This is a genomic window from Rothia nasimurium, from assembly GCF_035916755.1.
Lineage (GTDB): Bacteria > Actinomycetota > Actinomycetes > Actinomycetales > Micrococcaceae > Rothia.
The window spans coordinates 151,986-166,222 of record NZ_JAYWIX010000001.1 but is presented as its reverse complement, the minus strand read 5'-3'; the positions used below and the strand labels follow the sequence as shown (position 1 = coordinate 166,222).

Here is a 14,237-nt window from a genome sequence, read left to right as displayed (position 1 = left end):
TCCCTCAGCTTGGCTTAGCCCCAGTTACGGGGGTCAAACTCCGGGGAACGATTACGCAAAGTCACCCCAATCAAAGAGAGCTGAGCCCAGCCGTCCTCGTCCTCGCTTGCCACTATAACACTTCGCAGCAGACCCACCAAGGCTGTATCTTGGCGAAGCTGATTCGTGCTTAAACGCTGGGGCGGGGAGTCTGCTTTCTCCACATTTTCCGGAGAGAGATCCATCGCGTCAATGACCAGGGCAATATCGCTAAAGTTCTTGCCCTTGGTGAAGGTAAATTGCTGCTGGGGCTTGAGAGAGTGTTGCTGGATCTTAGCCTTCCACCCTGCAAGCTACTGGGAGCTCCAGTCCCCATAGATTCGCCGCACCGAGGTTGTGCCGTACTTCGAGAGCTCCTGGAGCACCCCTTCAATATTGTGCGGACTGACATTCTCAGCATCAATCAGAACCGCAATATGGTTATCGGGGTTGGGGTATTGTATCTCCGCTCTCCTTGGACGTGGGGCTAGTAGCTGGTATTGCTCTCGATGCAGCGGGTAATGGCTTCCTCGTCCCCGGCGTGGGTGATTTCGCAGTTCGCGGTTTCGGCCCCGTTCAGGAACCAGCTCGCCATGAAGTAGAAAAAGACCGCCACCGGAATGCAGAGAATACCCAGGGCAATGCCGCCCCAGGCCATACCGGCTGTCTGCCCGTGAAAGCGGGTGCGCGGGTTACGCTTACGAGCGCGTAAGGCTTTGATACCCAGCACAATAGCCACCACCGCAGGAATGAGAGCCAGCAGGGCAAAAACGCCAGCCATGAGCACTACGAGCCAGCTCGCTACGCCCACAGATAGAGCCATGACTGCCTGATAGTAGCCCCGTCCGCGCTTATCACGCACCATTTCTCCATAAGGGCGGCGGTGGGCGTCTGGCACCCGGTACTGGGCAGGCTCCCCCGGGGTTTCGTGGTCCAAAACAGGAGGCAGAAGGACGCCCGGGCCCGCGGATACTTGCGGCTGGGGATAAGCGGGGGGCTGACTACTCACGGCGTCCTCTTTCTTCCTAAAACGGTCGGCCCGCTACTGGGCCTTATCTTATGGTCAGCTTACCAGCACCGTCACCCCGTAATCTAGGCAATAGCCCCGCTTCTACTCACCGTACAGAGGGGAAGAAACGGGGCTGGGGCTTGCTGCTGTTCAGAGGCCTAGGCCGTAACAGCTACCTTTTTCGGAGCAATTTTGAGCAGGGCGGCGCCAATAAAACCAAGCACAACTCCCAGCCCCATGACCAGGGCTGATACGCCAAAGGAAACAACCGAGGTAAAGCAAGAATCGATACAAGCCCGGCAAGGCGTGACATGCTAGCCCTTTCAAGAAGTGGTGGATGAGTAATGTCTATTGCTGAACCACCAGCAATATTTTATAACCATGTATTATTTTATCGCTCCACACTCTCTTATTCCGCTTCACATAAAACCTCTTAATATTCATTTAAAATAGTCCATATAACCTTATTGATAAGGTGTTTTAGGCTGAATCACCTATACCAAGAGTCCCCTTTAGGGCCATATCATGCCGCAGCCATATTAGTTCGATACAGGCATCAATATCATTCAACCTACGGCCGGTAATCTGCTCAAATTTTGCAACCTTATTACGCAAAGTATTCTCGTGGATATAAAGAGCCTGGACAGCATCTCGATAGCTACGGCCAAACTCCAAAAATGCCCACACATACATCAGCAGGGCTTCACCGCCGCCGCGATCCTCCCGCAGAGGCGCCAATAACCCCTGCCCTACAACATCCCCAGCCAGGGAGTGCATACAACCGCTAGGCACCAGCCCCGACTACGCACACCAAAGTACCCCGCACCGCCCGACTCCAATGAAGTCAAGACGATACGTGCTTCTTCCAGTGATAACGCTCAGCCATCTGCACAAATCTTCGCTGGGTAGCAGATAGAGCAAGGCGGTGCACCCTCAACACAGAGGCCAGAGAAACCCCCTGCACCTTTCGGCAAGGAGCCACCTCATAGACCCCTTCACATCCACCACCCAACACTTCATCTACAGGCGCAGAACTTTTCTAGGCACATTATCGCCGCATCAAAACCCCTGCTACACTATCAACCAGCTCTTCACGCGGCACTGCCTAGTACTCCGAGAGCTCATCAACAACACCCCTTACAGCACTCACCACCAGGGCATCCTTTTCCACAACCAGCGTTCACAGCAAAACATCCAAGCCATGTAAGACATCTCACGCATATCACCATTGTAGAAAATTACACACCAGAGCAACATGTAATGAAAAAACCTACATTGCTATGATGCAAATCACATCATTACTGTTGGTGCAACGCCTACCGCACCGGGGGCATCCGCACAAACAACACCAAGAGAACCAAAGATGACAGAAGCAATCTTCAAAGCAGGAAAAGACGATGCAGCCGGTACGTCCCACACAGCAAAAGTGCAAAGCCTTTATCGGGGCCGTCGCCGGGCACCTCATCGAATGGTACGGCTACGGTGTCTACGGCTTCGTCACCTCCTATGTCGCCGAATACGGTGGCCCCGAACGTCGTGGCCTAGCAACCTCTCTGCTCATGACCGTCGCCGTCTCCGGTCTAATTCTCGGTTCTATCGTTGCCAACCGGCCTATCCTCAATACTGGGCGATGCTGCCATGCAGGAATACGGCTGGCGCATCCCCTTCATCATCGAAGGTTGCTACTTCATCTATCCCCACGGTAGAACCTAAGAAGTAACGGCAAGTCGTAAAGACACAGAAAAGGCCCTCCGCCCGGATTATCCGGGCGGAGGGCCTCAATACTGTGGAGATGCGGGGAATCGAACCCCGGTCCGATGTGGCGTCAACGGGTCTTCTCCGTGCGCAGTTTGTGAAAGCGGTGTTTTCGGCTACCTTGCTTGCGCAAACACTTACAAGGCCTAACCTAGCCGTATAAAAGTCCCACCCGGCCCTACGACAAGGACGGGCAGCAGTGGCCTTTTAAACTGATGGTAGGAGCTGAGCCAAAGGCAAGCTCAGGCTACCAGACTGCATCGCTGGGATTATTAGGCAGCGAGTGCGAAGTCAGTGCGCTTAGATTCTGCACTTATTTTTTTGCAGAGGGCGTTAACGAGATAACCCTGCATCCTCGGCACGCTTCATCCATCTCAACTCACATCGTCGAAACCGATCATCCCCATATTCTTTTATCAAAGAACGCCAAGCTAAGCGTTTTCCAGTGCTCTTTCGAGCCGCAACTCATCAGTGAAAGACACCGGCCCAATTAGCTCGGATGCACCACTCTACCAGCTGGCCCTCCATGCTGTAAAGAGCCAGCTGGCAGGTTGATTAGACGTTGCTGCTTGAGTCTGTGACCTCAAGGCCCAGCTGCTGGTTCATGCACTGCTCCATGAGAACCTCGTTCTCAGCGTAGACCATGCACTCACCGAAGGCTGAGAAAATCCAACCGAAGAACACCAGCATTACCAGAGAAATAAGAATGCCCAGGGAGCTAAATACGATGCCGGTGATAGCCAGACCCTTACCGCCGCCACCGGTCTTGGTCTTGCGCAGGGCAACGATACCAAGTACCAGGCCGACAATGCCCAGAATGCCGCCCAGAACGACCCAGCCGCTCAGGAAGGACAGGATACCCAGAATCAGCGACGTAATAGCCAGGCCCTTAGGTGCTGAGGCTGCCTGCTGGCCGTAAGCGTCATACCCGTAGGAGGGGTAGCTGGCAGGTTGCTGGCTGTAATCCGCCTGGCCGTAGCTAGGCTGAGAATAGGTAGGCTGCGAGTAGCTGGGCTGTGAGGAAGCACTGTTACCCTGCTGGCTATAGTCCCCATTTCCCTGCTCTGTAGTACCTGAGCTGTACTGCCCGGGTACGTAGTCGCCGTAGGGGTTTTCGTTGTTGTTTCCGGTGGTCATTTCTCTCCTTCGAGTAGGTTGTTAGGCTAGCCCAGGTTCTTATAGCGCATAGCGCGCTGGGCTTCGAGATTGTCCTGACGCTCACGCAGGGCCTGGCGCTTGTCGTAGTCACGCTTACCGGTGGCCAAGGCAATTTCCACCTTGGCGCGGCCCTTGCTGAAATAGAGCTTGAGGGGCACGACGGTGTAGCCGCTTTCCTTGAGCTTCTGAGCGATTTTGTTGATTTCGCTGCGGTGCATGAGCAGTTTACGGCGGCGACGGGCTGCGTGGTTGGTCCAGGATCCACGCCCGTATTCGGCGATATGGATGCCCTCGAGCCACAGCTCGTTGCCGTACATCTGGCAGAAGCCATCGGTGATTGAGGCTCCCCCATCGCGTAGGGATTTAACCTCGGTTCCCATGAGCACCAGCCCGGCTTCCCAGGTCTCTACGATGTTGTAGTTATGGCGAGCACGGCGGTTGGACGCTATGGTGTGGTTATTCGGGTCTTCTTTCGTTACTTTTTTCTTAGCCACGATTATTCTTCGTTCTTTCTTTTCTGTCGTTCTGCCGCGCGCCACCGCACGCCGGCGTCGATGAAACCGTCGAGCGCACCGTCGAATACGGCGCTGGGGTTTCCCTCTTCATAGTTGGTTCGTAGGTCTTTGACCATTTGGTAGGGGTTGAGCACATAAGAACGCATTTGGTCCCCCCAGGAGGCTTTAACGTCACCGGCAAGTTCCTTCTTTTTGGCGTCCTCTTGCTCTTTGCGGAGCAGGAGGAGGCGGGATTGCAGGACGCGCAGCGCCGCAGCCCGGTTCTGCAACTGGGACTTTTCGTTCTGCATGGAGACCACGATGCCGGTGGGGATGTGGGTCATACGGACGGCGGAGTCTGTGGTGTTCACGGACTGGCCACCGGGCCCCGATGAGCGGAAGACATCGATCTTGAGTTCAGACTCGGGGATTTCGATGTGGTCGGTCTGCTCGATGAGGGGGATAACTTCCACCGCAGCGAATGACGTCATACGTTTGCCCTGGCTATTGAAGGGGGAAATACGCACCAGGCGGTGGGTTCCCGCTTCAATCGACAGGCGCCCGAAAGCATAGGGGGCTTTGACCTCAAATGTTGCTGATTTGAGGCCGGCTTCTTCGGCGTAGGAGGTATCCATCACCGTGGTATCGAAGCCGTTTTTCTCGGCCCAGCGCAGGTACATGCGCAGAAGCATCTCGGCAAAGTCGGCGGCATCCACGCCACCGGCTCCCGCCCGGATGGTGACGACAGCGTCGCGCTGATCGTACTCACCCGAGAGCAGGGTGATTACTTCGAGCTCTGCTAGGCGCTTTTCGATAGCGTGCAGTTCGCTTTCTGCTTCGGCAAGGGTGTCGGCGTCGCCTTCTTCGTCGGCGAGTTCTACCATGACCTCAAGGTCGTCGATGGCCTGGCTTAGTTTGACGAGCTTATCGAGTTCGGCCTGTGTGTGGGAGAGCTGGGAGGTGATCTTTTGGGCGGCGTCGGGGTCGTCCCAGAGGTCGGGGGCACCGGCTGCTTCAGAGAGTTCTGCGATGGTAGCGCGCAGCTGCTCAACGTCACTGACCTCTTCGATGGAGGCGTAGGTTGAGCGCAGGGTTTTGATTTGGGCAGAAAAATCTATAGTAGCCATGACTATTAACCCTAGCTGAAAACGATGGTAAGCGCCCGGTTTTGCCCCTGTTTTGCGCTGACGGGGCAGAGCGCTTCTGTTCTAGTCTTGGGTGGTGATGACGCGCGCCCGGCCGGTAACGGTGATATCGACGCCGTCAGGTAGCACAACGGAGAGTAAGGGCGGGTGGGCCTTGGCAGAAAGGACGATCACCGCAGTGTTGTTTCCCGACGCCCCGGTTGCGGGGTTTAAGGTCAGGTGGGAGAAGTCGGTGCCGGCGCCGCTTTCTTGCAGAAAGGTGTGAGCGGACGCCTGCACCCCGGCGCTGGTGAGAGTCACCTGGGCCTGGGCCTCCCCCACCGCCGTGATGCCCTCAATGCGCTGCGCGGCGGACGTTGCCGCTTGGTCGGCTAGAGCCTGGAGGCGCTGTCTTTCAAGATAGACGGAACTTACTCCAACAACGGTGGAGGCAACTAAGAGAAGTACTAGGCACAGCCCCACGATGAGTGGGAGGACGCTGCCTCGCTCGGCCTCGCTCTCAGCGGTTTCAGGGCAGGGCACCTGCTGAAGCTGGGTCTGTCTAATCTGTGTCATGAGTAGTTCCCTCCCCAGCTCACAGCCTGAGAGGTCATGGTGGCAAGAGTCGGTGCCCCTGGCCAGGGCACCAGAGGCAGCCCGACCTCGACGGTAACATCTACCGTCATTCGCTCGCCCTGGGCGCAGACGTCCTCGCAGCTCAGCGTGGCAGTAATGGTTTCAGCCCCTAGACCAAAATCGCTAGCTGTCAAAGCGGCAACCGCTTGTACAGCAGATTGGGTGCGCTGCTCCGGTGGCAAAAACTGAATCACCTGTAGCGCATGGGCACTAGCGTTAGAAGCTGCAAAAGCAGCCGACTGCATCGAAAAGACTGATAACAGAAAATAGACCGTGGGTACCATCAGTAAGGCACCCAGTCCAATAAACTCAACAAGAGCGCTGCCCTGCTCAGGGTCATCTGCCTCTCGCATGTCTACAGCTTTATCGCTGCGTTTACCTCTGAACCACAGCATGACCGCTCACCTCCCACTGGGTAGCTGTCCCAAAGGGCCCGAGGAGGGGCACCGGGGCAACCACGGTGACCTGCACGGCGTCCGCACCCTGCCACTGGGTAACAGAGCTGCTAATCGTTGCCGAGTAATGGGAAGGCAGCACCGAATACAGCAACTCGCGGGTGCGTTCTTCTCCGTCAGCCGGTATTTTATCGAGCATGGCCCCATAGCGGGCCCCCTGAGATGCAGCGTCCTGCAGTACGTTACGGGTGAACAGCGCGAAAGCAACCTGCAAAACACCTAGAAAAAGTAAAACAACTAGGGCAGATACCATCACGAACTCCGCCGTTGCATTACCTCTCTCCTTCTCAGGGGGCACAGCTCTCATCAGCTCTCCTAGCGGTTAATCATTGCCATTGCGTTATTGAACATGTTGACGAGGGCGTCTTGGGCAACCACCAAGATAGCGGCCACGAGTATAGCGGACATCATCGTGATCATCACCCAGCCAGGCACATCCCCGCGTTCAGGGTCATCTTGGCTTGTCATAGGCGCAAAGATATTGAGAAGGGCCTTGAGGTAGGTGTCGGTCATGAACTTCTTCATGGGATTCTCCTTTGAATATGAGTGTGATAGAAGGTGCCCAAGCGGGCGGGTTTAGAAGTTAAGATTCAGTAGGGAAAGGCCAGGAAACATCGCAAACAGTACGGTGAGGGGAAGTATCAGAAAAACGACGGGGGCCATCATCCCGATTTCTTTCTTCCCGGCAGTTTCCATGAGCTCTCGTTTAGCGTTATCACGCACGTCCTGGGCCTGAGCCCGCAAGACATCTGCCAGGGGCGTACCACGTTCAATGGCAACCACCAGGCCATCCACAAAACGGGATAGGGCTGCTACCGAGGTACGCTGCGAAAAACTTTGCAAAGCGACCACGAGGGACTCACCGGAACGAGTCATCGCGAGAATAGTTTGGAATTCGCGAGAAAGCTCTCCCTGCGAACTCCGCACTACCCGTTCAAGCGACCCGATGGCAGATTCCCCAGCGGTAACAGATAGGGCCATAAGCTCTGCCAAAGCAGGAAATTCAGCCAGCATGGCTTTCTCCCGTTTTGCGATCTGCTGAGACAGCCAATAGTCGCGTGCAAGGAAGCCGGCACAGGCACCCAGAACAATCAGGAGGACTCCCGGCACGAAACTTACCGTCCCTTGGGCGAGGCCCACAGACACCAGACAAATACAGAAAATAGCTGCCAAGAGGCTCCAGAGTACCTGCTGCACCCGGTACTCTGCGGTTGTCAGATGCCCACCTAGCTGGGCAAGTCGTTTTTCGAGGGCCACCGTATCAAAGCTCGACTTACCGAGACTCCGGTACATCTTTTCAACCCACGGTGCAAGGAGGGCAGCGCTCGCCCCGTAAATACCTTCAGGTAGCGTGCTATACGGAGTGTCCGGGCGGTTCTTTTTAAGCTCCGCCGCACGAAGCTGGGGCGCTATACGGTCTGCAAAGCTCTCACGACGCTGGGTCCAGATACTCGAAAGCACCAGCCAGATTCCTGCCGCTAGGAAAAGGCCAAGGAGAAGGGAAAAGTTCACGCCAGCACCCTCTTCTCTTCCGGTAGAGCACCGATACGCATCATCAACCGGTAAGCGATGACGGTCAGGGCTAAGCCGCTCGCTAACACTAGGAAACCCGCAAAGCTGTTATAAATCCTGATTGTGCTTGGCTGAGTAGCCATCAGGCCCAGTACGACCCATGGAGCAACACAGGCAAGGCGGGCAGCATTGACCGTCCACGACTGTCGAGCCTCAAGTTCAGAGCGTGTCCTGCTATTCTCGCGGAGGAAAGTACTCAAGGTCCCCAGAAGACGACCTAAATCAGTTCCACCCACCTCACGAGTAACTTTGAGGGCCTCAATGATATTGTCCGCGGTGGGGTCACTCAAGCGGTCTTTAAGACGATTGAGGGCTGGAAGGAACTCACCGCTAGCACGGTAGTCTGAAGCAAAACTAGTAAACGCCGGACGCAGGGGCTCCGGTCCCCGATACTGAAGCTGCATGAGAGCGTCCGGAAGCGACAAACCTGCACGGATTGCTGACCGCAGGTGATCCACCGCGTCCGGCCATAAATCCCGCAGCTGAGCCTGCCGCTGAGCAGCACGATGCTTAACCACTAACCGAGGGCTAAAGAACCCAACGCCCGCAGCCAGAACAGCCAGAGGAACCAGTGAGGTCAACGCGAAGGTCAGCACCATTGCAACAAGAGCAGCTACAGCAGAAACCATATAAAACATAGCTACCGTGAACTTTTCTAAATCTGCCTGGCGCAGCAGCTGTTGTATCGCCGGGGCTTTTCGTTCTTTTTTCTCCTTAGCGGGCAGCTCCCAAAAGGACATATAGATTAAGAGAGCGCCAATACCAAACATCAGCCCGAATAAAGCACTCATGCCAGTGCCCCCTCGCAGTTGAGAAGGGTCTCAGGGGCGTAGCCAGCACGAATAAATTTCTCAGGCGAAGGCACCTCAGAAGCAACGCATACCAGCTGATCGCCTTCTCGTCTAAACAGTGTGCTAGTTTCAATCACCCCGTTTTCGACCCGGTTACCAACTGCGAGAATCTCTCGCACCTGCCGTTTGCCCCGCAGATTACGGTCGCAGTGAACCACAAGATCAAAGCAAGAAGCCACGGTGGGAACGACAAACGAACTCGATATATTATCGCCAGCCAAGAGTGGAAGGGTGCACATCTTCGTGATTGCATCGCGAGCTGAGTTAGCGTGGATAGTACAAAGGCCTGGGAGCCCGGAGTTGAGCGCAATGAGCATATCAAGAGACTCAGCTTCGCGTACCTCACCAATGATGAGGCGGTCGGGTCTCATGCGCAAAGCCTCTTTCACTAGGCGCCGGAGAGGAATCTCGCCGTGGCCTTCCAGGTTGGGCTGACGACACTGCAAATTCACAACATCGCGGAGGGGAATCTTGAGCTCAAAAATCTCCTCGCAGGTAATAACGCGCTCCCGCATGCCGATAGATGCAGATAAACAATTCAGCATGGTGGTCTTTCCCGCCTGCGTAGCTCCAGACACTAGACAATTTAGCCCGCTCGCAACAGCTGCATCTAAAAATTTTGCCGCATCTAAGCTGAGAGACCCCAGCTTAACCAAATCACTCAAACGAGTTGCTCGCGCAATAAACTTACGGATATTGATGGCCCAATGGCGGCGGGTCACATCGGGAATAGCTACATGGAGCCTAGAACCGTCCGGCAAGGAGCTATCGACAAAAGGTGTGCTCAAATCAAGTCGTCGCCCCGAGGTCTTGAGCATACGCTCTACCAGCGCACGAATCTGCTCCTCGCTCAGGGTAAGCCCGGTAAGCTCAGACTCTCCAGCACGAGCCACAAAAATCTCGTCCGGAGCGTTAATCCAGATCTCTTCAACAGAGCTATCGTCAAGATACTGCTGAATCTCGCCAAAGCCGCATACTTTGTCGAAAAGAGAGCTGATCAGGGAGTCAGCGTTCTCAAGTCGCGGTACTATGCCCCGTAGCATCTGGCGCTCGTACTCAGCGATGGCCTGCTGGATGAGCTCCTTAGCTTCCGCCTGCTGTACGAGTGGGTCGATACTGCTTCGCCGAATCAAGTCACGCACGTCTGCTTCAACCAGCTCTTCTGCTTGCGCTATAGACATCTGTCCCCCTTACGCTCCATTGCGATCAGTCGATGAATTACCAAACAAGATACAGTTGATTAGGTAAAACAATCAAACACCTCAGGGCTACCCTGTGGATAACCATGCCCTGTGCCCCCTTGCCTAGCTAACAAGATTGCAATGAAGTTGCACCTGACAAGCCATAACGCACGAAGGCTTGAGTTTTTCCACAGCGCCTTAGACCTGATACGGATAATCGTAATGTTTTGACACACAACTAGTTACTGACTAGTAACAACGTACAAAAATGCCCACAAGCTATCTAGCTTGTGGGTATTTTTGGGGCAGGCTTCCTTAGTGGGATTTTGCCCTCATGAATTCAATCGCTTCGTCAATAGGGCCATCGAACTGCTTAGAGCCGTGGTCCAGGACTACTCCGCGTTCACAGATCTTTGCCACTAAATCAAGGTCATGGCTCACCACGACCAGGGTTTTCCCCTCAGCGCTCAGATCTCGAATCTTAGCGATACATTTCTTCTGGAAAGGTTCATCACCCACAGCCAGAATCTCATCCACTAAGAAAATCTCCGGATCAGTATGAACAGCTACAGCAAAAGCCAGTCGCAGGTACATACCCGACGAGTAGAACTTAACCTCGGTATCGATAAAGTTGCCGATTTCAGAAAATTCAACAATTTCATCAAACTTTGCTTCAATCTGTTCCTTGCTCATACCAAGGATGGCAGCGTTCAAGTATACGTTGTCACGTCCAGTCAAATCGGGGTGGAAACCTGCTCCAACCTCGATAAGCCCAGCGATGCGTCCGCCGGTCAATACCCTGCCCTCATCGGGGTGCATCACACCCGAAATCAGCTTGAGCAGGGTAGATTTACCCGAACCGTTATAACCCAGTAGGGCAACGCGCTCACCTTCTCGAATGTCCAGGGAAACCCCATTGAGGGCGTTGAACTTCTCGTTCAGATCGCCCTTGCGGCCTTTCATCAGCCAGACAAAGGCCTCCTTCATCGACCGAGTATGGCGTAGCACAAAGCGCTTCACCAGAGACTCGACCTTGATGACCACAGGAGCATTATCTGCCACAGGTGGTAAATCAAACTTCTTGATATCCACGTAAATCAGAGCTCCTGGGCGAAGTTGCCCTCTAGCTTACGGAAGAGTAAGTCACCGAGGAACAGGGTCACGAGAGAAACACCCAGGGCAACAGGTACCCACAGGGTAAGAAGGTGCGGAGGAATCTGTGAGGTAGGTAGAGCCAAGGCCTCTTCAGACAGGGTAGGCATCCAGAAAGCATAGTGGAAGAGCTCAACAGCAACAGTAAGAGGGTTCATCAGATAAACAGTGATAACCCACGAGTACAAGGTATCCCGGACCATAGTCCATGAGTACAGCACTGGAGAGAACCAGGTAGCGACCATCAAGAGCATATCTACGATGTTTTCCGAGTCCCGGAAAAACACATTAGCTACACCAAAGATAAGGCCAAGTCCTGCTGAGAAAATCATAATAATAATCATGGCCACGAGTGCAGCCCCCAACTGTTTGAGGTCCGGACTCCACCCTGCAAAGAAACAAGCTATCAGAAGCACCACGATTTGAGGCAAAAAGTGAATTAAAGCTACCCAGATTGTCGAGACTGAAAAGAGTTCTCTCGGAAGATAAATCTTCTTAATAAGAGCTCCATTCACAACCATTGCCTTAGCACCGTTACTGAACCCTTCAGAGAAGAAGTTAATAACGATCATTCCAGAGAACAGATAAATAGCGTAGTTTTGCATGCCTCTTTCAAGGCCTAGGAATAGTCCCATCGCAATATAGAAAACGCCAAATTGTACCCCTGGCTTGATGTACGACCAGAGGATACCCAAGACAGATCCGCGGTAGCGAACCTGAATTTCCTTATCGACAAGTAGCCTTAGAAGGTAACGATTTTGAAAGACGTCACGGAGCCCCCTACCGCGACCAGGAGGGGAAAGAGGGTGAGTTATTTGTTTATTCATCGGGTCAGCTCAGACTCCGTATGCTTCTGGAAGGTTTTAGCCCAGGCATCATAGGATGCTACTTCGGCAGCAGCAGAGCGGTACTGGTTTCGCAAATCAGCCCAGTTTTTAAAGAGCTGTGCATGCAGTTTCGAAGCACGAGCCAAATTTTCGCGTAGCTTCTTGGGATCACGCTGATACCAGAAGACACCGGTGCCTTCTGCGTTAGTGACAAGAAGCGAATCGAACTTGGAAACAGTCCACCAACGATTCTCTGAGTAATTCAGCTGAATCTGAGGATTTGTTTTTGCCAAATCATCAACAGGCTTAAAGAGATGACGTCCCACGGTAGAAATAGTCCAAGGAATCAGCTTCTGGTAACCAGGCGAACTAAAGTTACGGCGCCCCTTGAACGGAGGTTTAGTTGTCTTAGGCTGCGGGTAGTCATCGAGGTTCGACTTGAGTTGGGCGTCCTTGAAATCCTTTACTTTACCGCGGATTATGGGTAAACGCTCACTGAGCGAAGGATGCAGGTGTGCAGGGCCAGACAGCAAGTCCTCGATAGCCATGAGACGACCTTCTTCGGTGTAGTACTGCATGGACAGAGCATGCTTAACATCTAAGAAGAGCGACTCGCGTAAAACTGATCCGCCCTTTTCAAAGGGAGAATGAATTAAAGCTGTGATGAGTCGATTACGTTCGTGGAAGTAAGCTTGCCAGCCAACGGAGTCGTCCTTATCCTGCCACGATACGTGCCACAAAGCTGCGCCTGGGAACGATACAGTCGCGATTCCTGCTTCCTTAGCGCGAAGACCGTACTCAGCGTCATCCCACTTCAAAAACAGGGGAAGGGATAGCCCAATCTTATTGATAACTTCGGTCGGGATAAGGCACATCCACCAGCCGTTATAGTCAACGTCTACACGACGATGCATCCAGTGGGTACTGCGCAGATTATTTCTACCGAGGTCGTGGCCAAGCGACATGTCTGCGTGCGGCTTATCGTAGAAGGTACGCCAGGGGTTCACAACTTCACCGAATGCGTGTAGAACCGAACGGTCGTACATATCAAACATATGACCACCCACGATAGTGGGGTTCTTACAGTAATCAGCAAAAGTGATGAGACGCAGAATCGATTCGGGCTCAACGACGACGTCGTCATCTAGTAGCATGACATAATCTGAACCATTGTTTACTGACTCAAACATGCCGCGAGCGAAGCCACCAGAACCACCCAGATTTGCCTGGTTAATGATACGGAACTTACCCGCAAGAGGAGCAACTACTTCTTCAAAGTCCGGGTGGTCCTGCACCTTCTCGGTACCCTGGTCAACAATCAGAATCTCTTTAACAGTCTCGAGAGCATCAAGATTATTGCCCAGAGAACGAATATTGTCGATGCAGTACTGTACCTTATTCATAGTTGTAATCTGTACGGTAGCTTTACCGCCAGCTTCTCCCAGGCGTGGCTGAATATCACCAAGCCAGTCGGCTTCAACCAGGGTGAGGTCGCTCTTGGTAGCAGTAAGGTCAAACCAGTACCAGCCGCCATCTCCAAAAGGAGCTAGCGTCAGGTTGAAAGTTACTGTTTCTGCGCCTTCAAGTACTTTGGCATCAACACGTTGAATTACACCGCGGGCATTCGATTTATAAACCACGACCATGCCCGCACCTTCAGTGGTGATTCTCAGGGTCACTGATTTCAAACCAGTCCACCGTCTCCAGTACGAAGCGGGGAAAGCATTGAAGTAGGTTCCAAATGAAACAGTTTTACCTGCTGCTAGGTGGGTTGAACGACGACCTAGCACATCAGAAGTGGTAGCTACAGATCCTGCTGCGTTTTCGTTTTTTAGCTCTTGCTGGGCGGCCGCCTTCTCGATGGTTTTGGCCGCGTCTCCATCCAGACGAGTGGGAAGTTGCACACCGGTTGCGCTACCGCTATCGATGTACAGAGGTATGACGTCGGTTTGGACTGCTTCTGGGAGAATTACCCGCTGAAGTGTTTTCATATCAGTCATATTTT

The 14,237-nt window shown here is 53.6% G+C and carries 16 protein-coding genes and 1 other RNA gene; all 17 read right to left on the bottom strand.

Translation table 11 applies throughout. The features are described from left to right. Positions 1-14: 14 nt before the first annotated feature. Positions 15-224: an OST-HTH/LOTUS domain-containing protein gene (locus VSX42_RS10900; protein WP_418950749.1), complete on the bottom strand. Its 210-nt coding sequence runs from the start codon at positions 222-224 to the stop codon at positions 15-17. Between the two features lie 281 nt (positions 225-505). After that, positions 506-1,027 (bottom strand): DUF4190 domain-containing protein, encoded by a 522-nt coding sequence (locus VSX42_RS00735; protein WP_326502521.1) that lies wholly within the window; start codon positions 1,025-1,027, stop codon positions 506-508. 480 nt (positions 1,028-1,507) lie between these two features. Beyond that, a complete protein-coding gene (locus tag VSX42_RS00730; protein WP_326502520.1) occupies positions 1,508-1,804 on the bottom strand; it encodes a helix-turn-helix domain-containing protein in 297 nt (98 codons plus the stop codon). Between the two features lie 1,007 nt (positions 1,805-2,811). Continuing rightward, positions 2,812-3,187, bottom strand: a transfer-messenger RNA (tmRNA) gene (gene ssrA, locus VSX42_RS00725). A 150-nt stretch (positions 3,188-3,337) separates the two neighbouring features. Continuing rightward, on the bottom strand, positions 3,338-3,919 hold the full coding sequence (locus tag VSX42_RS00720) for a DUF4190 domain-containing protein (RefSeq protein WP_326502519.1): 582 nt from the start codon (positions 3,917-3,919) through the stop codon (positions 3,338-3,340). Positions 3,920-3,945: 26 nt separating this feature from the next. Beyond that, positions 3,946-4,440: an SsrA-binding protein SmpB gene (smpB, locus tag VSX42_RS00715; protein ID WP_135012007.1), complete on the bottom strand. Its 495-nt coding sequence runs from the start codon at positions 4,438-4,440 to the stop codon at positions 3,946-3,948. Continuing rightward, entirely contained in the window at positions 4,437-5,561 is a 1,125-nt protein-coding gene (gene prfB / locus VSX42_RS00710; RefSeq protein ID WP_326502518.1) for a peptide chain release factor 2, read from the bottom strand. The genes smpB and prfB overlap by 4 nt, the downstream gene beginning before the upstream one ends. A gap of 81 nt (positions 5,562-5,642) precedes the next feature. Continuing rightward, entirely contained in the window at positions 5,643-6,134 is a 492-nt protein-coding gene (locus VSX42_RS00705) for a pilus assembly protein TadG-related protein (protein ID WP_326502517.1), read from the bottom strand. Then, entirely contained in the window at positions 6,131-6,547 is a 417-nt protein-coding gene (locus VSX42_RS00700; RefSeq protein ID WP_326502516.1) for a pilus assembly protein TadE, read from the bottom strand. Before VSX42_RS00700 ends, VSX42_RS00705 begins: the two co-directional genes overlap by 4 nt. A 22-nt stretch (positions 6,548-6,569) precedes the next feature. Continuing rightward, positions 6,570-6,956, bottom strand: coding sequence for a TadE/TadG family type IV pilus assembly protein (locus VSX42_RS00695; RefSeq protein WP_326502515.1), 387 nt, complete (start codon positions 6,954-6,956; stop codon positions 6,570-6,572). Positions 6,957-6,964: 8 nt separating this feature from the next. After that, the gene (locus tag VSX42_RS00690; RefSeq protein ID WP_326502694.1) at positions 6,965-7,162 is read right to left on the bottom strand and encodes a hypothetical protein; all 198 of its coding nucleotides are present in this window, start codon (positions 7,160-7,162) and stop codon (positions 6,965-6,967) included. 63 nt (positions 7,163-7,225) lie between these two features. Further along, on the bottom strand, positions 7,226-8,161 hold the full coding sequence (locus VSX42_RS00685; protein WP_326502514.1) for a type II secretion system F family protein: 936 nt from the start codon (positions 8,159-8,161) through the stop codon (positions 7,226-7,228). After that, a complete protein-coding gene (locus VSX42_RS00680) occupies positions 8,158-9,012 on the bottom strand; it encodes a type II secretion system F family protein (protein WP_326502513.1) in 855 nt (284 codons plus the stop codon). Before VSX42_RS00680 ends, VSX42_RS00685 begins: the two co-directional genes overlap by 4 nt. Continuing rightward, positions 9,009-10,253 carry a CpaF family protein gene (locus VSX42_RS00675; protein ID WP_326502512.1) on the bottom strand — a complete coding sequence of 415 codons (1,245 nt, stop codon included), beginning with the start codon at positions 10,251-10,253 and terminating at the stop codon, positions 9,009-9,011. Before VSX42_RS00675 ends, VSX42_RS00680 begins: the two co-directional genes overlap by 4 nt. A gap of 315 nt (positions 10,254-10,568) precedes the next feature. Continuing rightward, positions 10,569-11,345, bottom strand: a complete 777-nt coding sequence (locus VSX42_RS00670) for an ABC transporter ATP-binding protein (protein WP_237185394.1) — start codon at positions 11,343-11,345, stop codon at positions 10,569-10,571. 5 nt (positions 11,346-11,350) lie between these two features. Continuing rightward, entirely contained in the window at positions 11,351-12,232 is an 882-nt protein-coding gene (locus VSX42_RS00665; protein WP_326502511.1) for an ABC transporter permease, read from the bottom strand. Continuing rightward, on the bottom strand, positions 12,229-14,232 hold the full coding sequence (locus VSX42_RS00660; RefSeq protein WP_326502510.1) for a glycosyltransferase: 2,004 nt from the start codon (positions 14,230-14,232) through the stop codon (positions 12,229-12,231). The genes VSX42_RS00665 and VSX42_RS00660 overlap by 4 nt, the downstream gene beginning before the upstream one ends. Between the last annotated feature and the right edge of the window lie 5 nt (positions 14,233-14,237).

Coding starts and splice junctions, on each gene's coding strand:
- VSX42_RS00730 (WP_326502520.1), bottom strand. CDS start 1,804: ATGCACTCCCTGGCTGGGGATGTTGTAGGGCAGGGGTTATTGGCGCCT.
- VSX42_RS00690 (WP_326502694.1), bottom strand. CDS start 7,162: ATGACCGACACCTACCTCAAGGCCCTTCTCAATATCTTTGCGCCTATG.
- VSX42_RS00700 (WP_326502516.1), bottom strand. CDS start 6,547: ATGCGAGAGGCAGATGACCCTGAGCAGGGCAGCGCTCTTGTTGAGTTT.
- VSX42_RS00720 (WP_326502519.1), bottom strand. CDS start 3,919: ATGACCACCGGAAACAACAACGAAAACCCCTACGGCGACTACGTACCC.
- VSX42_RS10900 (WP_418950749.1), bottom strand. CDS start 224: ATGGATCTCTCTCCGGAAAATGTGGAGAAAGCAGACTCCCCGCCCCAG.
- prfB (WP_326502518.1), bottom strand. CDS start 5,561: ATGGCTACTATAGATTTTTCTGCCCAAATCAAAACCCTGCGCTCAACC.
- VSX42_RS00695 (WP_326502515.1), bottom strand. CDS start 6,956: ATGAGAGCTGTGCCCCCTGAGAAGGAGAGAGGTAATGCAACGGCGGAG.
- VSX42_RS00660 (WP_326502510.1), bottom strand. CDS start 14,232: ATGACTGATATGAAAACACTTCAGCGGGTAATTCTCCCAGAAGCAGTC.
- VSX42_RS00665 (WP_326502511.1), bottom strand. CDS start 12,232: ATGAATAAACAAATAACTCACCCTCTTTCCCCTCCTGGTCGCGGTAGG.
- VSX42_RS00705 (WP_326502517.1), bottom strand. CDS start 6,134: ATGACACAGATTAGACAGACCCAGCTTCAGCAGGTGCCCTGCCCTGAA.
- VSX42_RS00680 (WP_326502513.1), bottom strand. CDS start 9,012: ATGAGTGCTTTATTCGGGCTGATGTTTGGTATTGGCGCTCTCTTAATC.
- VSX42_RS00675 (WP_326502512.1), bottom strand. CDS start 10,253: ATGTCTATAGCGCAAGCAGAAGAGCTGGTTGAAGCAGACGTGCGTGAC.